The sequence below is a fragment of the Nonomuraea aurantiaca genome (assembly GCF_020215705.1).
GTDB classification, from domain to species: Bacteria; Actinomycetota; Actinomycetes; order Streptosporangiales; family Streptosporangiaceae; genus Nonomuraea; species Nonomuraea aurantiaca.
Genome location: NZ_JAIWNB010000001.1, coordinates 855,394 through 872,273, shown reverse-complemented (window position 1 = coordinate 872,273; position 16,880 = coordinate 855,394). Strand labels below are relative to the sequence as shown.

The following is a 16,880-nucleotide window of genomic DNA, read 5'->3' as shown; positions in this document are numbered from 1 at the left end:
GTACCGAGAGTCCACCGCGCCATAAGATCATTCATGAGAAAATAGGGGGATCTTCATGTACGACCTGTGGTCCGGCGCCTTCCTTGCGCCGGCGGCCGCCGGGCTGGAGCGCCGGTGGTAGTGACCGACCTCGATGAGGCACGCAGGCCACGCGGCCACAAGCACGATCCGGAGGCGCTCACGCCGGGACAGCGGCAGCTCGGGCGGCACCTGATCGACGTGCACGACGGCTACCGTCAGGAGATGCGGCAGGTCCTGGACGCGCTCGACCAGGTCGCCGCGGGCGCCCTGGACGCGGCCGCCCTGCGCTCGGTGATCAACCAGCTGACCATGCGCCAGAACTACTGGACGCTGGGCGCGTTCTGCGCGACGTTCTGCCGGCTGCTGACCGTGCATCACACGATCGAGGACGAGGCCATGTACCCGGCGATACTCGAGCGCGACGGCTCGCTCGGGCCGGTGATCGACAAGCTCAAGGAGGAGCACGAGGTCATCGCCGGGCTGCTGACCCGGCTCGACCAGGCGTGCGTGGACCTGGTGGCCGGCGACACCGGCCTCGACCGGGTACGGGCCGAGGCCGAGCGACTGGCCGCCGTCCTGTCCTCGCACTTCGCCTACGAGGAGGAGGAGCTGGTCGAGCCGATCGGCCGGCTCGACATACGCGTTTAGGGCCTCCTGTCCGTTTCCCTGCCGTCGTAGCCGAGCAGCCGCATGGCCGTGTCGGGGTCCATCGCGGCGGCCAGCAGTTGTGCCCTGGCGTGGGCCTGGTCGCGTTCGTGTTCCGCCTTGGCCTGCGCCGCTCGTACGGCCTTGATGGCGATGAGCGCCAGGCCGGCGCCCACGATCACCGCCACCACGACGACGAACAGGACGAGCAGCAGTCCGGGCGAGGCCAGCCCGGCGACCGGGGCCGCGCCCGTCAGGGCCAGGCCGGTGAGGAGCGCCAGCACGACGAGCGCCAGCAGGCTGGCGACGACGACCCACACCCGGCGCCTGGGTGGCGGCGGTTCGACCGGCAGGGGCGACAGCGCCGCGTAGACGGGCGCGGGCTCGGGCGCCCACGGCACGAACTCCGGCCGGCCCGGCTCGGCGACGAACTCCGGCCGCCCCGGCTCGGCGACGAGCTCGGCGGTCACCACGACGGGCTCGGCGGCCGGGCTCGCGGGCTGGACGGCCGCGACCGGCCCGGGCTGAAGGACCTGGCCGGGGTGAAGAACCGGCCCGGGCTGAAGGACCGGCCCAGGTTGAAGGGCCGGCCCGCCCGGCCGGCCAGCAGTCTGGCCGTTGGGCTGGTAGGCAGGCTCCTCCACCTGCCCAGGCAGGTCGCGCTCGATCCGGCTGTGCTCCTTGTGCGCTCTGGCCGCGTCCCGGTGGTACTCCTCCAACTCCCCGTACAGCTCGTCGGAGGCGTAGATCGTGCCGTCGATGAGCGGCCCGGTCGCCCGCTCGATGATCGCCACCACGTCGTCGCCGTTGAGCGTCTTGTGCGTCTCCAGCGCGTGCGCGAGGCAGAGCACGTCCCGGCGATGCTCCTCCAGCAGCCGCTCGGTCTTCTCCAGCAGCCGGACCAGGTTGAACTCGATCCGCTCGCCCAGCACGTCGGGCGCCAGCTCGGCCTGGCTCCGGCTCGGCTCCCGCTCGGTGATGCCGATGGGGCCGCCACCGCCGCGCCGTGGCATCGCCTTGCCGCCGTGGATCTCCAGCTCCTGCAGCGCGGGAAGGGAGGTGACGCCCGAGCCCATCCCCCAGTACGACTCCATGAGCGCCGTCAGGAACGTGGCCGAGTGCAGGTCGCTGGAGACGCCGGAGGAGTTGTCCTCGCCGAAGAACATCCGCTCCCCCGCCAGGGAGGCGAGCGAGACCATGATGTCGGCCTCGTATTCGGACTTCCACCGGGTGAACTGGTCCTCGGGCTTGATCGAGGCGACCATGCCCAGGTAGTCGGCGCCCTTCTCGATCGTGGCGATGTCGATCTCCAGGTGGAAGCGGGTCACGTAGGCCACCACGGCGTGGCATGCCTCGTGCACCGCCACGGCGTGCCGCTCCCGCTCGATGTACTCGACGTCCTCGGGCGGGCCGAGTTGCTTGAGCCGCTTGGCCCGCAGGACGTCGGACCAGGAGATGGTCTCCCGGCCGTCGCGGATCGCGGTGATCAGCGACTCGTTCACCAGGTCCTTGATCGTGGCGCCCGTCGCGTACGGGGTGATGGTGGCGAGCTTGTCGATCTGCTGCTCGGTCAGCTCGTGGTCGACCTTGTCGAAATAGCCCTGGTACGTGCGGACCCGTCCGGCTTTGGAGGGGTAGCCGACCTTGTAGATGCGGTCGATGCGGCCGGGCCGCAGCAGCGCCTCGTCGAGCGCGTCGGGCCGGTTGGTGGCCATCATGACGAGGATGCGGAACTTGGGCGGCGGCTTGGGCCGCATCCCGAGCAGCCGCCTGACCAGGCGGTTGAAGAAGCCGCGCGGCTTCTTGAGCCCGGACAGCTCGGTGAGCAGGGCCTGCAGGGTGCCCGGGTCGCCGCTGTTCATGCCGCCGCCCATGAAGAAGCGGTTGCGGGTCTCCGGCTCCTCCACCTCCCGCCGGGCGCGGAAGGCGAGCACCGAGCGGGTCTCCTCGGACAGATAGGTGGCACCGTGACAGCCGGAGAAGCCGCCGCCGCCCTGTCCCGGCGGGCCCTGCTGGGCGAGCCGGCCGCGCTTGCCGAGCGAGTCGGCCTCGTCGAAGAAGACGATCACCCCGCCGTACCTGAGCGCGAGCTTGCGCAGCTTCCTGAAGAGCGTCTTGACCTTGAGGATGCCGATGCCCATGAACATGTTCGTGAACGCGCCGGGGTCGACGAACACGTACGGCTTGCCAGTCTCACCGGCCACCGCCTCGGCCATCAGCGTCTTGCCGGTGCCCGGCGGCCCCCACAGCAGCAGGCCGCTGGGCACGTACCCGCCGCGCTTCTCGATCTCGTCGGGTCGTTCCAGGAAGACGATGTTCTCCTGGACGCGTTCGACCACGTGGTCCTGTCCCCAGACGTCGGAGAAGCGGGTCTTGATGTCGTCGGGGAAGTACGTCTCGACGCCGCCTCTGGACAGGAACCAGAACAGGCCGACGAACTGGATGATGACCACGAAGAACAGGAACACGATCTGGATCAGGAACGGCATCGCCTTCCAGATCAGCGCGGGCGCGCTGAACAGGGCGAGGAACGGGCTGGTTTCGAGCACCGCGCCGAGTACCAGCGCGATCAGCACCACCCAGAAGATGATCTTCGCCGCGCGGGAGAAGCGATACCTGGTCCAGTCGTCGAAGCGCCGGTGGGACCACCGCTCGAACCCGCCGAAGACGCGATGGCTCCAGAAGCGGTGGTAGGCCGACCACCGCTCGCTGACGAAGAAGTGGAGCTGCCGCAGCGCCTCGACGCCCAGCAGCCAGAAGATCCACTGGTAGGTGTACGCGATGACCCACATGGCCTCGCCGAAGGACACGATGCCCTCGTAGTCGGCCATCACCTTCCAGGTGAGCACGAGGAAGGCGAGGACCAGCCCGATGAGGAACTTGCTGCGATCCCAGAACCGCATCTTCTTCCTGGTCACGGCTTCGGGATCGGAGGGGCCGCTACCGGGCGCGCGCAGCCCGCCGTGATGCGTGGTCGTGGTCAATGACGCTCCCTCATCCGGGCAGCCGGAGCAGCTTGAAGGTTTGCTCGATCTTGTCGAACTCGGCCGCGCGCGCTCGGAAGCAGATCGCCTGGCAGCCGATGAGCATCACGGAGACCGTGGCTCCCTGCTCGTCGAGGATGGCGGTGTGGTCGAAGGTCTGGACGTCGCCGCCGATCTGGTAGTTGAAGCGAACCCGCACTCCCCTGGCACCACGGTCCAGCTGGAGGATCTGATCGCTGATCGACTCGAACCGGTTGAACAGCGGCTGCCGCCCCGCCTCGGTCGCCTTGGACAGGTAGACCGCGCGGATCTGCGCGGTCACCGGCAGGACGAAGTCACGCAGCCGATCCAGCGACATCGTGTCCCGCTGCTCGTCGGTGAGCTTGTGCACGGTGGCGTAGATGAACGGATCCGTCGAGCTGAGCAGGTGCGCGACGGACGGCTGCGCCGACTGGTCGAAGGCCGTGGACCAGACCCGCTCGCGCCGCAGCCGGGCCGCCTCCGAGTTCGGATGGTCGCCCGACAGGGAGAGCTCGATCGGATAGGCGTTGAGCTGGCTGAAGGAGGACGGCACCTTGAAGTAGGTGGTGCCTTCCCTGTCACGTACGTAGGTGAAATCCGGCTGCCCGCACGCTGACAGCATGACGATCGCGGTCATGAGCGCGATCCAAGCCCGTGTCTTTTTCACCAGGGCTTACCTCCGCTTTACGGACCAACGGAGTTGTTGTGCCCGTTTTCATGCGGAATGAGGCCGAGTGTACGGTGATAAATCTTGACCAAATCTTGGCCGGGCCTTGTCTTCAGTTGTTACAGATCCTCCCGGAGCGGGGGCCGATGCCCGTACTACGTTGGCGTGCCCCCATTGGTTCAACCGGCAAAGTAGCGAAAGATAGAGGGATCCCTGCTACCCGGAGCGGACAATGACAGAACCGGCCATGGAGACAGTGGACAGCTTCGGCATGACGGCGGAGCGGATGTTCGCCGACGTCTGGTCGCGCGGCGTCCTCTCGGCCAAGGAGCGCCGCCTGCTCCTGCTCGGCCTGCTCGTCGGGCAGGGCATCGACGACCAGCTGGAGGTGCAGCTCGACGCGGCGTTGCGGGCGGGCGAGCTGAGCGAGAGCGAGCTGCGGGAGGCCGTGGTCTTCCTCACCCACTACGCGGGCTGGACGCGCGGCTCGCGGCTGAACAACCAGGTCGAGGACCTCATCGAAGCCGTCAGGCGGGGTCGATCCGACAGACGGGACCTTGGCGGCTGAGCGCGTAGAGCTCCCCGTCGAGCCCCTCCCCGAACGACGAGAGCTGCTCGACCTGCCCGACCTTGGCGCCCTTGGTCAGCTCGTCCACGGGCGCGGCGGGTGGGGGGTCTCCGCCGCTGCCCCCGTCGCCCAGCGCGATGTTGAGCAGGCCGTCGGGGCCGAAGGCGAGCCGGCCGCCGTTGTGGTTGGCATAGGGCTGTCCTGGGTCAGAACGTCCCGCCTGCGGGTGGCCTTCGTGCCGTCGTACGCCCATTCGGTCCAGGGCGCGGTGCACGCCGCCCATCCTCGCACGCCCATCCCTAACCGGGACATATCACCGCGCATAACCCTCTGCCCCATCGATCGGGGCGCTTGGTCGTACGATGGCGGTATGAGGCGTAAAGCCATCGCACTTGTGGCAGCCGCCGCCGCCCTCGTGGTGGCGGTGACGGTGGTCGTGATTTTCCGTGGTCCCGCTTCCGACGAGGCGGCGACAGGCGTCCACAATACGCGCGCTCCGCAGGACATCGCGTCCCACTGGACCAAGGAGCGCATGAATGAGGCCAGTCCGGGATGACGAAAAGCGAGGGGCCGTTAAGCCCCTCGCCTCTTTTATCGTGATTAGTGGGCTGTTACATCGTTATAAACGTTGACAGCCCCGTCACCGTGGTAGGGCGACTTGTAGACGATGCTGGTCGGGTTCTGGTTGGCGTCGACGTCCCGGTGGCTGTTGGCCCCGATGATGTAGCCCCAGCCGCGGCTCACTTGCAGGTCCTGCAGCCAGGGGCCGCCACTGGAGCCGTGGAACATGTCGTTGTTCATGTGCATGCGGTCGTCGGACGAGCCGGCGCGGGTGACGTTGCCGAAGCAGTACCACAGGTCGTTGCCGGTGAAGTCGGTGCGCTGGTAACCGTCCTGCGGGAAACCGAATGCGTTGATGCCGGTCCACGCCTGGCCCTGGTTGAACTTGTAGCCTTGAGAGCCGAGCCAGTCCTGGAGGTTGCCGCGGGCCGGCTGCGGGTTGAAGGCGATGGCCGCGATGTCGTAACTCCAGTTGTGGTTGTTGAACCAGCCGTTGGTCGTGTTGGCGTATCGCCAGGTCCAGCGGCCCTGGGGCTCGAGACCGTTGTCGGCGTCGGGGACGAAGATGAAGTCGCGGAACCAGCCGGACGCGCCACCGCTCCCCGCGTGCACGCAGTGGCCGGACGTCCAGACCGTGTTCTTGTTGGCGGCGTTGATCACGCTGCCGGTGCAGTAGCCGGAGCTGTTGTCGTTACGGGTGTAGTAGATCTTGCCGATCGTGAGGGCGGGCATGCTGCCCTGGCGACCCCAGCGCTCGGCCCGCTGGCCGGCGAGCAGACCGGTCGACGGGCCGGCGGAACGGCTGATCCTCCTGGTCGGCAGCGATCCCTCGGCCGCGCGGGCGGGCAGGACGTTCTTGACCTGCTCCGGCACCGCTTTGTCCGGGACCGCGACGACCGGCTCCGGCGTGGCCGCGCGCATGCGTTCGGCGGTCCAGTGGGCCTGAATGCTCTTGCTGTCGGACTTGTTCACCGCCCCCGTGGCGGATGCGGCAGGGGAAGGTGCTGCCGTCGCGGTCGCGCTCAACCCCGAGACGGCCAACAATGTCGCAAAAGCGACAATTGCGGCGTGCCTTGAGCGTGGACTCATGAATCTTCCCTTCCATGAAGCGATTGTGACGAACTTTTTCATCTTGAGAGGTCGCCGCTTCAATGTGAAGGGGTAAGGGAATTAATTTTCGCCGACGCTCGAATGACGGCGCTGATTTTGATATCTAACATTTCACACGACAATAAATAGCATTTGTGACGGTACTGGTGATGGGCGAGTCAATAGCGGTGTTGTTGCACCAGTGACGCTGTGTGAAGGAGCAGCCACAAAGGTATTGATGCTGCGAAAACACGCCCGCGGCCCTATTGTCACCCCTCGTGAGAAAATTTCCGATCATGACGCTGACCGTCGCGTCGATGCTCTCCTTAGCCGGTACGGCCAGCGCCGCGACGACGGCGGCCGACCCCGTCAAACACCCCAAGCTGATCGCCAACCCCCTCTATGAGGCCGGCGCGCTGCCCGCCACGACCTGTGACGAGCCGCCGGTCAAGCGCAACGACCGCAAGCTGGCCCGCGCCTACATCGACGCGATCGTCGCCTGCCTCGACACCACCTGGGAACAGCACCTCACCGCCGCCGGCCTGCCCTTCAGCAAGCCCAAGGTGCGGCATGTGGACAAGCTCCCGAAGACGTACTGCGGCATGAAGACGAACAACGAGGACTCAACGACCTACTACTGCGGCCGCACCAACACGCTGATCTTCCAGGTCGGCAAGTCGTGGCTCAAGGACCCGTCCGACATGTGGCTGCTCAGCACGGTCTCCTACATGTACGGCTGGCACGTCAAGAAGCTCGTCGGGATCGCCGACGCCTTTGACGTGCTGTCGGTCCATAGCAAAGCCGAGGACCGCGAGCTGAGCCGGCGCAGCACGCTCCAGAACGAGTGCCTCTCCGGCGCGTTCATCAAGAGCGTCTGGCCGCTGAAGGGCAGGACCACCAAGGACTGGAACTACCTGCAGAGCATGCAGGATGGCGACGCACCCGGCGAGGCCCGCTGGTACGGCAAGACGGCCACCATCGTCGCCTGGAGCAAGCGCGGCTTCGCCACCGGCGACCCGGGCTCGTGCAACACCTGGGCGGCACCCTCCTCCAAGGTGGCCTAGCCCTTTTCCCATCGGCATCCGGCGACCGCCCTACCGCGGTCGCCGGATCGCCATGCAGGCCGTCCGTCGCCGAGAATTACGGTCATCGGAGACTCTAGGTAGTCTTAATATCACCCTAAGCGACATACTGGCGAGGAGGCCGGCATGGGCAAGCACGAGCGTGAGCGCGACGAAAAGGATGAGCAGGAGGGCAAGTCCTTCGAGACCGAAAAGCCGGGGCCGGACCAGCGGGCAGGCGGACGCGGCAAGCACAGCAGCGGTCGCGGCGAGAAGTGACCGAGGACGCGCCGCGGTAACCAGTTGACAACTCCACCCGGAGGGAACTTATAATTCCAGCTGTAGGTTTCCTCTTGGACGGAGGATAGGTATTCCGGGGGACCGAGGAGCCCCCGGGTGTCTTCGGAGGTGAAGCGCGATGCTGCTCACGTCGATCGACCCGTTCATCCAGGAGTTCGAGCGTCAGTTCGACCGCCTCGCCCGCCAAGCAAGCGCTCAGGGCAACGGGGCGACGATGCCGATGGACGGACTCCGCCGCGCCGACGATGTGGTGCTGCGGTTCGACCTGCCCGGCGTCGACCCCGACTCCATCGAGGTCACCGTGGACCGCGGCGTCCTGTCGGTGACCGCTCGACGCGAGGAGGAGTACGAGCAGGACGAGCGCCTGTTCGTCCGGGAGCGCGTCATGGGCTCCTTCACTCGCCGGGTCTACCTCTCCGAGCACCTGGACGCCAACGCGATCGAGGCCGCCTACAACAACGGCGTGCTGGCGGTGCGGATCCCGGTGCTGGAGCAGGCCAAGCCGCGCAAGGTGGCCATCCAGCGCACCACCGAGTCGCACAAGGCGATCAAGAGCTGAACGCCCGCGCGGCGCCCCTGCACCTGGCCAGGCTACGGCCCCGCCCCGGTACGGCCCCTACGTGCGCCACCGGGCGGGGCCGCCGCATTCCGACAGGAGGAACGGTCATGAAACTACCCATGGACGACGAGCACGCGGCCCTCTTCACTGTGGGCCAGGTGGCGAACATGCTGGACGTACAGCAGGCGTTCCTGCGCCGCATCGACGACAACCAGGTCGTCTCCCCCCAGCGCTCGGCGGGCGGACAGCGTCGCTACAGCCGCCACGAGATCGGCCGCGTCCAAGAAGTGGTGACGATGATGGACCAGGGCATGACGCTGCCGGCCATCCGCCGCATCATCGAGCTACAGCACGAACTCGCCCAGATCACCCGCGAACGCGACGAACTCGCCCGGCGCCTGGCGGACGCCGAATCCCGCCCGGAGAAAAAGTAAGCAGAGCCCCGCTCCGCCGGGTTGGCCCAGTCGTGGGCCATCAACAGCATAGCCCCGAACCCGCCGGACTGGTCGAGCAGCCGCCGCACCTGCGCCTTCGCGTCCTCAACGGTGCCGATCACACAGATGCCGTACTCCACGTCCCGGACGGCCTGCTCGCGAGTCTCGGCGACGTGCATGACGCCGACCAGCCGCCAGGCGGCGCGCTCGACGGTGGTCCCGTATGTCGCGGCGCGCTCCTCCATGACGTTCCAGTGGTGCGCCAACGCGTCGAACCCGTCGGCGGTGAGCGTGGCGCCGATCGACAGCAGGCCGAGACCGTGGCGCCCGGCCAGGCGCGGGCCGGGCGGCGACGCCACCGCGGCGACCGCCACCTCGAACATCGGGTCGCTGTACGGCCGCAGCTGCAACCCACGCCGAGCATGACCCGGCCGCGCGTCAGGTGATCCAGCAACGCCATGCGGTCGGCCACCCAGAGCGGGTTGCGGTCAGTCCACTCGAGAATCCCCACCACGGCAATACGCTCCCACCAGGCGGTGACGGGAGAGGCGTTAGGGTGCTGCCATGCCTACCGCATTGATCACTGGCGCGACCGCCGGCATCGGCGCCGCCTTCGCCCGCCGGCTGGCCGCCGACGGGTTCAGCCTGGTCCTGGTGGCTCGCGACGAGGCCCGGCTGGGCGAGGTCGCGGGCCAGCTCAAGCTCAGGTACGGCGTCAGCGTCGAGTCGCTGCCCGCCGATCTCGCCACCGACGACGGCCTCACCCGGGTCGAGGCGCGGCTGCGCGACGGCGTCGATCTCCTGGTGAACAACGCCGGCTTCGGCCACGCCGGCAGATTCCTGGAGGTGCCGGTCGAGGACGAACTCCGCATGCTCAAGGTCCACTGTGAGGCCGTGCTGAGGCTGACCCTCGCCGCACTGCCCGGGATGAGGGAGCGGGACAGGGGCGCCGTGATCAACGTGGCCTCCGTCGCGGCGTTCTTCGTCCACGGCACCTACAGCGCGTCCAAGGCGTGGGTGGTGAACTTCAGCGAGGCGACCGCGGCCGAGCTGGGCCATCCGCGCGTCAAGGTGATGGCCCTGTGCCCCGGCTTCGTACGCACGGAGTTCCACGACCGGGCGTACATGGACACCTCCCACATCCCCGGCTTCCTGTGGCTGAAGGCCGACAACGTGGTCAACGCGGCCATGCGCGACCTGGCCCTGGGCAAGCGGGTGTCGATCCCGGACCTGCGCTACAAGGCGGTCGTGGCGATCGGCAGATTCGTCCCTCGTACGATCGTCAGCGGCACGGCGGCGAAATTCGGCCGCTGACGAGGCCGTGCGAGGTCGGACAAGCAAGCGGGCCCCTACCGCGGGAGGGGGTCGCGGTGGGGGCCCTGGCTGGGTGCGAGGTGGTCGCACCCAGGCGGGTGTGAGGGGGACTCACGCCCAGTCCGGCCGTGAGCGGGCTCACTACCGAGATCAGGTGGAGATCACTTGCCGACGTTCGCCTCGTGGCCGATGGCCAGGCCGGAGGTCGGGTCGAAGAAGTGCAGGTTGTGCGTGTCCAGCACCAGGTCGAGGCTCGAGCCGGGACGGGCGTGACTGCGGGCGTTCACGCGGGCGGTCCACAGCGACTTGTCGCCCAGCAGCGGCAGCGCCGCCTCCTCGTCGTCGCCCGTGTCGGCGGCGGCGACGGTGTCCTTGTGCTCGACCGGCGGGGCGTCGATCAGGAACAGGACGTTGATCTCGGAGCCGAGCTCCTCGGTGACCTCCGCCTTGACGGCCAGCGTGGCCCAGCCGTTGGCGTTCTGGCCGGCGGAAGCGGCGTCCTCGAAGTCGGACGGGCGGATGCCGAGGATGACCTGCTTGCCGATGTACTGGTCGAGGCCCGGCTTGTCGCTGAACGTCGACTCCGGGATCTCCAGCTTGATGTCGGCGAACGTGACGGCGGTGCCACCGTCGCGGACCAGCTCGGCGGTGACGAAGTTCATGGCGGGCGAGCCCATGAAGCCGGCGACGAACAGGTTGACCGGCTTGTCGAACAGGTTCTGCGGCGTGTCGACCTGCTGCAGGATGCCGTCGCGCAGGACGCAGACGCGGTCGCCCAGCGTCATGGCCTCGACCTGGTCGTGCGTGACGTAGACGGTGGTGACGCCGAGACGCTCGTGCAGCGTGTTGAGCGAGGCGCGCATGGAGACGCGGAGCTTGGCGTCGAGGTTCGACAGCGGCTCGTCCATGAGGAACGCCTGGGGCTCGCGGACGATGGCGCGGCCCATCGCGACACGCTGGCGCTGACCACCGGACAGGGCGGCCGGCTTGCGCTTGAGGTACGTCTCCAGGCCGAGCATCTTGGCGGCCTCGTTGACGCGCTTCTGGATCTCCGGCTTGGGCATCTTGCGAAGCTTGAGGCCGAAGGCGAGGTTCTCCTCGACCGTCATGTGCGGGTACAGCGCGTAGTTCTGGAAGACCATGGCGATGTCGCGGTCCTTCGGCGGCAGGTGGTTGACCACCTTCTCGCCGATCGCGATCTCGCCACCGCTGATGTCCTCCAAACCGGCGATCATCCGGAGCGCGGTCGACTTACCGCAACCGGATGGGCCGACCAGCACCATGAACTCGCCATCCTTGATCTCAAGGTTGAGCCCGTTCACAGCCTTAACGCCACCGGCGTAGATCTTGTCGACATTGGTCAGAACGATGGATGCCATGACATTCCTTCGCGCTCCCGGGCGGGTGACCCGGATGATGTGCGGGGAGTACCCATTCGCATGGATACGTTTTCAAGCATCTCACCCGAAACGGACAAGTGTGTCAAGAGATCAGGGCATGTCAGTGTCATGGTCTTCCAGGGCGGCGGAAAGCATGATGGAATCGTTTCCATGGAATCGAGGCGGGCGACCATCAAGGATGTGGCCGAGGCGGCGGGCGTCGGCGTCGCGACCGTGTCCCGGGTCCTGTCCGGCGGCTCGGCCAGCCCGGAGACGAGGGAGCGGGTGCTGGCCGTCGCCGCCCACCTCGACTACCGGCCGAGCGCGCTCGGCCGCAACCTCCGCCAGCGGCGCACCGGCGGCATGGGACTGTTCGTGCCCGACCTCACGGACACCTTTTACGGCCAGCTGGCCGAGGGCGTGCTGGCCTGCGCGCGCTCGGCGGGCGAGCCGGTGGTGCTCGGCTCGACGGGCGACGATCCCGAGCAGGAGGCCGAGCTGGTCGGCATGCTGCTGGAGCAGAGCGTGGACCGGGTGATCGCGGTCCCGTCGGGCGGTGCCGAGACGTGGGCCCCGGCGATCAAGGCGGGCATGACGGTGGTCTTCGCGGATCGGCTGCCGTCCGACGCGCCGTTCGACGCGCCGTCGGACAGGGACTCCGCGTCGCGTGGCGTCGCCGACCTCATGCTGCTCGACGGCCTGCCGCCCGCCTCGCGCGCCCGGCCGCTGGACGTCCCCGCCGTGCTGGCGGACGACCGGGCCGGCATCCGTACGGCGGTGCGCTACCTGAGAGGGCTCGGCCACCGGCGCATCGCCTTCCTCGGCGGCCCGGGGCACGGCAGGCGGGTGGCGGCCTTCCGCGAGGCGGTGGGGGCGCCCGTGGACGAGGAACTGGTCGTGTTCGCCACGGGCAGCCGCGACTCGGCCTACGCGGCCGCGTCCGGGCTGTTCCAGAGCCGTCCCGACCTGACGGCCGTGGTGACCGGCGGCAACGTACTGGGCGAGGCGGCCGTCCTGGCGGCCAGGGAGCTGGATCTGCGGGTGCCGCGCGACGTGTCGCTGGTGATGTACGACGACGTGCCGTGGGCCGAGCTGTGCTCCCCACCGCTGACCGTGATCGCCCAGCCGGGCCGCGACATCGGCTACCGGGCGGCGGAGCTGGTGCTGCGGGCGGGAAGCAGACGGCCCCGGAGCGTACTGCTCCCGACGGAACTCATCGTCCGCGGCAGTTGCGGCCCTCTGCACTAGCCGCCCCTGCCGCCACCCGGCGCCCCGGGCGTCTGTTCTTTTGAGGCACCCCAGCCACGGCGGACCGCCTTCTTCCGCTCCCCCCGAAGGGGCATCCCTCCCCCGGGACATCAGCCACAACGGACCGTCTAGACGACCTTCTCGATCGCCGCGATGACCGCCGGGTCGTCCGGGGTGGTGCCCGGGCGGAAGCGGGCGACCACGGCGCCGTCGCGGTCGACGAGGAACTTCTCGAAGTTCCACTGGACGTCGCCGCCCGCCCCGTCCGCGTCGGGCGTCTCCACCAGCTCCTCGTAGAGCGGGTGCCGGCCGGGCCCGTTCACCTCGGCCTTCTCCAGCAGCGGGAAGTCCACGCCGTACGTGGTGGCGCAGAACTCCTGGATCTCCTCGGCCGAGCCGGGCTCCTGGCCCATGAACTGGTTGCACGGCATGCCGACCACGCTGAACCCGCGCTCGCCGTACTGCCGCTGCAGCTCGACGAGGCCGGTGTACTGCGGGGTGAGGCCGCACTTGGAGGCCACGTTCACGATGAGCACGGCCTTGTCGCCGACGAGCTCGGCGAGGGTGGTCGGGGCGTCCGCGAGGGTGCGGACCGGAATGTCACGAAGACTCATGAGCCGACCCTACAGAACGCCCCTCTCACGCCCCCTCTCCCGGTTTGTGATGCACTCCACATTTTTCCGACATTTCCCCTGAACAGCCCTAAAAGGTGATCTTTGCCAACGATCTACTTTTTCATGGTCAATTCGCGGTAAATCGGGCGGATAGGGCAGGGTGGCGCGGTCCCCCGAACCCATCGAAAGGGAACCCGCATGCCCATGCTCCGCCGTACGAGCGCCTTGATCCTGTCCGCCACATTCGTGGCGACAGGCGGCGCGACGGCCGCACAGGCGCAGAGCTCCCAGACCAGCTCCCAGGCAAGCACGCAACGCGCCACCGATAAGAACAAGGCGATCGCCAAGCACATGGTCGCCAAGCGCGGCTGGACCAAGGCCCAGTACCGCTGCCTGGTGCGCCTCTGGTCCCGAGAGAGCGGATGGAACCACCGGGCCGGCAGCGGCTCGGGCGCCTACGGCATCCCGCAGGCGCTGCCCGGCCACAAGATGGCCACCAAGGGCCGCGACTGGCGCACCAACCCGCGCACGCAGATCGCGTGGGGCCTCGGCTACATCAAGCAGCGATACGGCTCCCCGTGCCGCGCGTGGGCGCATTTCCAGTCCCACCATTGGTACTGATCCACACCCCCAGCCCGTCCCTGTTTTTGCCAAAGACCAGGTCAACGGGCGAACGGGCCGCGCCATGGCGGTCCTGCGAGCCTGCCAAATATCTCTAGCGATCACGCCAGCGTCTTCCCAAAGCCAATCACCGAGAGTGATTGACGGTGACTGTGCGTAATAGAAACCGGCTAGAGAAAACGTCGTGGAGCCCTCCGGGCCGCCCAGCAGCATGTGGGTGTCAACGGAAGCCCGGGGGGCCGCGCGGACCCTCCTCGTCCGAGCCACGGACGCGGACCGGCAAGGGCGCCGGGGAAGCGAGAGCGCCTGTCCGTACGCGACCTGGCAGCAAGGATCGACATGGACAGCAACCGCGCCCTGCGCTACACGTTCATCACTCTGACCACGCTCACGGCCGTCACCGGCAGTTCGACCCTCGTCTGGGCCGAAGCCGGACCGCGAACCGCACAACCACGAACAGCCCAACCGCGAATAACCGCACCGCGAGCAGCACCGCGGATACCCAAGCCCCGGCCCATCGAGGGCTCATGGCACGCCCCCGTGATCAAGACCCGTTCCTGGACCACCTCCGCGCGGCCGAAGATCAAGATCAAGGCCAAGGCGCCGAAGAGCCGGAACAAGGGCATCGCCCTGAACCAGGTCGTCCAGCGCGCCTGGTCCTACGAGGAGTTCCAGTGCCTGGACAACCTCTGGACCAGAGAGAGCAACTGGAACCACCACGCCTACAACAGCTCCTCAGGCGCCTATGGCATCCCGCAGGCGCTCCCCGGAGGAAAGATGCGGGGAGCGGGCGAGGACTGGAAGTCCAACCCTGAGACGCAGATCCGCTGGGGCCTGGGTTACATCAAGGGCAGATACGGCAAGCCGTGCGGCGCCTGGGGCCACTTCAGAGCGCACAACTGGTACTAGAACAGGAGGGCATCCGGGATCACCGGGTGCCCTCCCTCTTCCGCTTCGGCAGCACCGTGATCGCCTGGATCAGCAGCTCGACGCCGAAGTCGAAGTCGGCGTCGTGGTCGCAGCTGGACAGCAGCGGGGCCAGCGCGTTCACCTCGGGGAACAGCGCGGGATCGACGTCGTCCGGGTTGACCATGTGCTGGCGCGGCGGGGCGAACGTCGGCGTGACCCCGACCTCGCGCAGCAGCGAGCCCACGATGTAGGCGATGAACATCCGCAGCACCCGCACCGCGTCGACCCCGTCGAACCCGGCGCTGCGCAGCGTGGCCAGGGCCCGCTCGACCGGCAACAGCCCGGCGTTGGAGTGGAGCTGGCGGCTGACGACGAGCATCGTGGAGCGCGGATGACCGTGCGCGATCTGGCGGAAGGCGCGGGCCTGCATCCGCACCCGGTCGGTCCAGTGGGCGTCGGGGTCGTCGGTGAACTCGATCTGGCTGAGCACCGCCTCGGCGACGCCGTTGAGCAGGGCGTCCTTGTTGGGCACGTGGTTGTAGAGCGACATCACGCCGACGCCGAGGTCCGCGGCGATGCGCCGCATGGACACCGCGTCGGCCCCCTCACGCTCGATGAGGTCGATCGCCGCGGCGACGATGCGGGTCCGCGAGAGAGGCTCGGTGGGCATAGCTCATTCTATTGACGTACGTACGCCGTACGTGCAAGCCTCGACAGTGGACGTACGGTGTACGTAGCCCCCCTGCGGAGGACCCCATGTCGACGCACGATCTCTACACCATCCCGGCCGAGCTCTCCACGTGGGACGTGGAGATGTCCGGTGCCACCAGGTTCACATGGGAGTACGACGACGGCAGGGATCGGATGCTGGCCCTGTACCAAAAGGGCAAGGACAAGCAGTGGGACTCCACCAAGCGCATCGACTGGGACCTCGAGGTCGACCCGTACAACGTGCTGGGCATCCCCGACCAGACGATCGCCATCTACGACACGCCGCTCTGGCACCGGATGGACGACAAGCAGCGCCAGGACGTCCGCCTGCACGGCGCCGCCTGGCAGTTCTCGCAGTTCCTGCACGGTGAGCAGGGCGCGATGATCTGCTCGGCGAAGATCGTGGAGTCGGTCCCCGACCTCGACGCCAAGTTCTACGCCGCCACCCAGACCATGGACGAGGCCCGGCACGCCGAGACGTACGCCCGCTTCCTCCAGGAGAAGGTGGGCCTGGCCTACCCCATCAACGAGCACCTCAAGTCGCTGCTCGACTCGACGCTCAGCGACTCGCGGTGGGACATGCCCTACCTGGGGATGCAGGTGCTGATCGAGGGCCTGGCGCTGGCCGCGTTCGGCGTCATGCGCGACATCACCACCAAGCCGCTGCCCAAGCAGATCCTCGCGTACGTCATGCAGGACGAGGCCAGGCACGTGGCCTTCGGCCGGATGGCGCTGCGCGACTTCTACGGGAACTTATCCGAGGCCGAGCGGCGCGAGCGCGAGGACTTCGTCATCGAGGGCTGCTACCTGATGCGCGACCGGCTCAGGGGCCGGGAGACCTGGGAGAACCTGGGCCTGTCGAAGGCGGAGGTCGAAGAGGCGGAGGTGGCCACGGAGCACTCGGAGTATCTGCGGCTGTTCCGGTCGCTGCTGTTCAGCCGGATCGTGCCGTGCGTGAAGGACATCGGGCTGTGGAGCCCGCGGTTGCAGCAGGCGTACGCGGACATGGGCGTGCTGGAGATGGCGGGCCAGTCGCTCGACGCGCTGATGCGGCAGGACGAGGACATCGCCGACAAGCTCGACGAGGCCCGCTTCGCCGAGGAGGAGGCCGAGCGGCACGCCGAGGTCGCCGCGACCATCGAGATGGGCTCCGGCTGACGGTCGCCGACCCCCC

21 protein-coding genes are annotated in these 16,880 nt (G+C 67.9%); 14 read left to right on the top strand and 7 right to left on the bottom strand.

Going from position 1 to position 16,880, the window contains the following annotated elements; all coding sequences use genetic code 11:
• Positions 1–114 precede the first annotated feature (114 nt).
• The gene (locus LDL49_RS04025; protein ID WP_225289501.1) at positions 115–669 is read left to right on the top strand and encodes a hemerythrin domain-containing protein; all 555 of its coding nucleotides are present in this window, start codon (positions 115–117) and stop codon (positions 667–669) included.
• Here the strand turns inward: LDL49_RS04025 and LDL49_RS04020 are convergent.
• Positions 666–3,650 (bottom strand): AAA family ATPase, encoded by a 2,985-nt coding sequence (locus LDL49_RS04020; RefSeq protein ID WP_225289500.1) that lies wholly within the window; start codon positions 3,648–3,650, stop codon positions 666–668. The two genes, LDL49_RS04025 and LDL49_RS04020, sit on opposite strands and share 4 nt — an antisense overlap.
• A gap of 10 nt (positions 3,651–3,660) precedes the next feature.
• A complete protein-coding gene (locus LDL49_RS04015) occupies positions 3,661–4,308 on the bottom strand; it encodes a hypothetical protein (RefSeq protein ID WP_225289499.1) in 648 nt (215 codons plus the stop codon).
• Positions 4,309–4,570: 262 nt separating this feature from the next.
• Here LDL49_RS04015 and LDL49_RS04010 point away from each other — a divergent pair, with 262 nt between their 5' ends.
• Positions 4,571–4,906: a carboxymuconolactone decarboxylase family protein gene (locus tag LDL49_RS04010; RefSeq protein WP_225289498.1), complete on the top strand. Its 336-nt coding sequence runs from the start codon at positions 4,571–4,573 to the stop codon at positions 4,904–4,906.
• Here LDL49_RS04010 and LDL49_RS04005 read toward each other — a convergent pair.
• Complete coding sequence (locus tag LDL49_RS04005; protein WP_225289497.1) at positions 4,866–5,180, bottom strand: PQQ-dependent sugar dehydrogenase; 315 nt, start codon at positions 5,178–5,180, stop codon at positions 4,866–4,868. The two genes, LDL49_RS04010 and LDL49_RS04005, sit on opposite strands and share 41 nt — an antisense overlap.
• 96 nt (positions 5,181–5,276) lie before the next feature.
• Between LDL49_RS04005 and LDL49_RS04000 the strand changes: the two genes are divergently transcribed.
• A complete protein-coding gene (locus tag LDL49_RS04000) occupies positions 5,277–5,462 on the top strand; it encodes a hypothetical protein (protein ID WP_225289496.1) in 186 nt (61 codons plus the stop codon).
• A gap of 44 nt (positions 5,463–5,506) precedes the next feature.
• On the opposite strand, the gene LDL49_RS03995 is transcribed toward LDL49_RS04000, so the two are convergent.
• Complete coding sequence (locus tag LDL49_RS03995) at positions 5,507–6,439, bottom strand: trypsin-like serine peptidase (RefSeq protein WP_225289495.1); 933 nt, start codon at positions 6,437–6,439, stop codon at positions 5,507–5,509.
• On the opposite strand from LDL49_RS03995, the gene LDL49_RS03990 reads away from it, so the two are divergent.
• From LDL49_RS03990 to LDL49_RS03965, 7 genes are all read left to right on the top strand, one after another.
• On the top strand, positions 6,432–6,632 hold the full coding sequence (locus LDL49_RS03990; protein ID WP_225289494.1) for a hypothetical protein: 201 nt from the start codon (positions 6,432–6,434) through the stop codon (positions 6,630–6,632). The two genes, LDL49_RS03995 and LDL49_RS03990, sit on opposite strands and share 8 nt — an antisense overlap.
• A 202-nt stretch (positions 6,633–6,834) precedes the next feature.
• The gene (locus LDL49_RS03985; RefSeq protein WP_225289493.1) at positions 6,835–7,620 is read left to right on the top strand and encodes a neutral zinc metallopeptidase; all 786 of its coding nucleotides are present in this window, start codon (positions 6,835–6,837) and stop codon (positions 7,618–7,620) included.
• Between the two features lie 144 nt (positions 7,621–7,764).
• Positions 7,765–7,896 (top strand): hypothetical protein, encoded by a 132-nt coding sequence (locus tag LDL49_RS56620; protein ID WP_263654472.1) that lies wholly within the window; start codon positions 7,765–7,767, stop codon positions 7,894–7,896.
• Between the two features lie 139 nt (positions 7,897–8,035).
• Entirely contained in the window at positions 8,036–8,476 is a 441-nt protein-coding gene (locus tag LDL49_RS03980) for an Hsp20/alpha crystallin family protein (RefSeq protein ID WP_225289492.1), read from the top strand.
• Positions 8,477–8,583: 107 nt separating this feature from the next.
• Complete coding sequence (locus LDL49_RS03975; RefSeq protein ID WP_225289491.1) at positions 8,584–8,910, top strand: MerR family transcriptional regulator; 327 nt, start codon at positions 8,584–8,586, stop codon at positions 8,908–8,910.
• A gap of 111 nt (positions 8,911–9,021) precedes the next feature.
• Positions 9,022–9,336 (top strand): hypothetical protein, encoded by a 315-nt coding sequence (locus tag LDL49_RS03970; RefSeq protein WP_225289490.1) that lies wholly within the window; start codon positions 9,022–9,024, stop codon positions 9,334–9,336.
• Between the two features lie 138 nt (positions 9,337–9,474).
• Positions 9,475–10,224 (top strand): SDR family NAD(P)-dependent oxidoreductase, encoded by a 750-nt coding sequence (locus LDL49_RS03965; RefSeq protein ID WP_225289489.1) that lies wholly within the window; start codon positions 9,475–9,477, stop codon positions 10,222–10,224.
• Positions 10,225–10,385: 161 nt separating this feature from the next.
• Here the strand turns inward: LDL49_RS03965 and LDL49_RS03960 are convergent, their stop codons facing one another.
• Positions 10,386–11,603: an ABC transporter ATP-binding protein gene (locus tag LDL49_RS03960; RefSeq protein ID WP_225289488.1), complete on the bottom strand. Its 1,218-nt coding sequence runs from the start codon at positions 11,601–11,603 to the stop codon at positions 10,386–10,388.
• A 171-nt stretch (positions 11,604–11,774) separates the two neighbouring features.
• On the opposite strand from LDL49_RS03960, the gene LDL49_RS03955 reads away from it, so the two are divergent.
• The gene (locus LDL49_RS03955; RefSeq protein ID WP_225289487.1) at positions 11,775–12,851 is read left to right on the top strand and encodes a LacI family DNA-binding transcriptional regulator; all 1,077 of its coding nucleotides are present in this window, start codon (positions 11,775–11,777) and stop codon (positions 12,849–12,851) included.
• Between the two features lie 128 nt (positions 12,852–12,979).
• On the opposite strand, the gene LDL49_RS03950 is transcribed toward LDL49_RS03955, so the two are convergent.
• The gene (locus LDL49_RS03950; RefSeq protein ID WP_225289486.1) at positions 12,980–13,465 is read right to left on the bottom strand and encodes a glutathione peroxidase; all 486 of its coding nucleotides are present in this window, start codon (positions 13,463–13,465) and stop codon (positions 12,980–12,982) included.
• Between the two features lie 198 nt (positions 13,466–13,663).
• Between LDL49_RS03950 and LDL49_RS03945 the strand changes: the two genes are divergently transcribed.
• Both LDL49_RS03945 and LDL49_RS03940 read left to right on the top strand, forming a co-directional pair.
• Positions 13,664–14,086, top strand: a complete 423-nt coding sequence (locus LDL49_RS03945; RefSeq protein ID WP_308016062.1) for an aggregation-promoting factor C-terminal-like domain-containing protein — start codon at positions 13,664–13,666, stop codon at positions 14,084–14,086.
• A gap of 339 nt (positions 14,087–14,425) precedes the next feature.
• Positions 14,426–14,995 (top strand): aggregation-promoting factor C-terminal-like domain-containing protein, encoded by a 570-nt coding sequence (locus LDL49_RS03940; RefSeq protein ID WP_225289485.1) that lies wholly within the window; start codon positions 14,426–14,428, stop codon positions 14,993–14,995.
• Between the two features lie 19 nt (positions 14,996–15,014).
• Here the strand turns inward: LDL49_RS03940 and LDL49_RS03935 are convergent, their stop codons facing one another.
• Positions 15,015–15,665, bottom strand: coding sequence for a TetR/AcrR family transcriptional regulator (locus LDL49_RS03935; protein ID WP_225289484.1), 651 nt, complete (start codon positions 15,663–15,665; stop codon positions 15,015–15,017).
• Positions 15,666–15,751: 86 nt separating this feature from the next.
• On the opposite strand from LDL49_RS03935, the gene LDL49_RS03930 reads away from it, so the two are divergent.
• Entirely contained in the window at positions 15,752–16,864 is a 1,113-nt protein-coding gene (locus LDL49_RS03930) for a ferritin-like domain-containing protein (protein ID WP_225289483.1), read from the top strand.
• Positions 16,865–16,880 lie beyond the last annotated feature (16 nt).

Coding starts and splice junctions, on each gene's coding strand:
- LDL49_RS03930 (WP_225289483.1), top strand. CDS start 15,752: ATGTCGACGCACGATCTCTACACCATCCCGGCCGAGCTCTCCACGTGG.
- LDL49_RS04000 (WP_225289496.1), top strand. CDS start 5,277: ATGAGGCGTAAAGCCATCGCACTTGTGGCAGCCGCCGCCGCCCTCGTG.
- LDL49_RS03960 (WP_225289488.1), bottom strand. CDS start 11,603: ATGGCATCCATCGTTCTGACCAATGTCGACAAGATCTACGCCGGTGGC.
- LDL49_RS03950 (WP_225289486.1), bottom strand. CDS start 13,465: ATGAGTCTTCGTGACATTCCGGTCCGCACCCTCGCGGACGCCCCGACC.
- LDL49_RS03975 (WP_225289491.1), top strand. CDS start 8,584: ATGAAACTACCCATGGACGACGAGCACGCGGCCCTCTTCACTGTGGGC.
- LDL49_RS03965 (WP_225289489.1), top strand. CDS start 9,475: ATGCCTACCGCATTGATCACTGGCGCGACCGCCGGCATCGGCGCCGCC.
- LDL49_RS04010 (WP_225289498.1), top strand. CDS start 4,571: ATGACAGAACCGGCCATGGAGACAGTGGACAGCTTCGGCATGACGGCG.
- LDL49_RS04015 (WP_225289499.1), bottom strand. CDS start 4,308: ATGACCGCGATCGTCATGCTGTCAGCGTGCGGGCAGCCGGATTTCACC.
- LDL49_RS03945 (WP_308016062.1), top strand. CDS start 13,664: ATGCCCATGCTCCGCCGTACGAGCGCCTTGATCCTGTCCGCCACATTC.
- LDL49_RS03935 (WP_225289484.1), bottom strand. CDS start 15,665: ATGCCCACCGAGCCTCTCTCGCGGACCCGCATCGTCGCCGCGGCGATC.
- LDL49_RS03940 (WP_225289485.1), top strand. CDS start 14,426: ATGGACAGCAACCGCGCCCTGCGCTACACGTTCATCACTCTGACCACG.
- LDL49_RS56620 (WP_263654472.1), top strand. CDS start 7,765: ATGGGCAAGCACGAGCGTGAGCGCGACGAAAAGGATGAGCAGGAGGGC.
- LDL49_RS03980 (WP_225289492.1), top strand. CDS start 8,036: ATGCTGCTCACGTCGATCGACCCGTTCATCCAGGAGTTCGAGCGTCAG.
- LDL49_RS03955 (WP_225289487.1), top strand. CDS start 11,775: ATGGAATCGAGGCGGGCGACCATCAAGGATGTGGCCGAGGCGGCGGGC.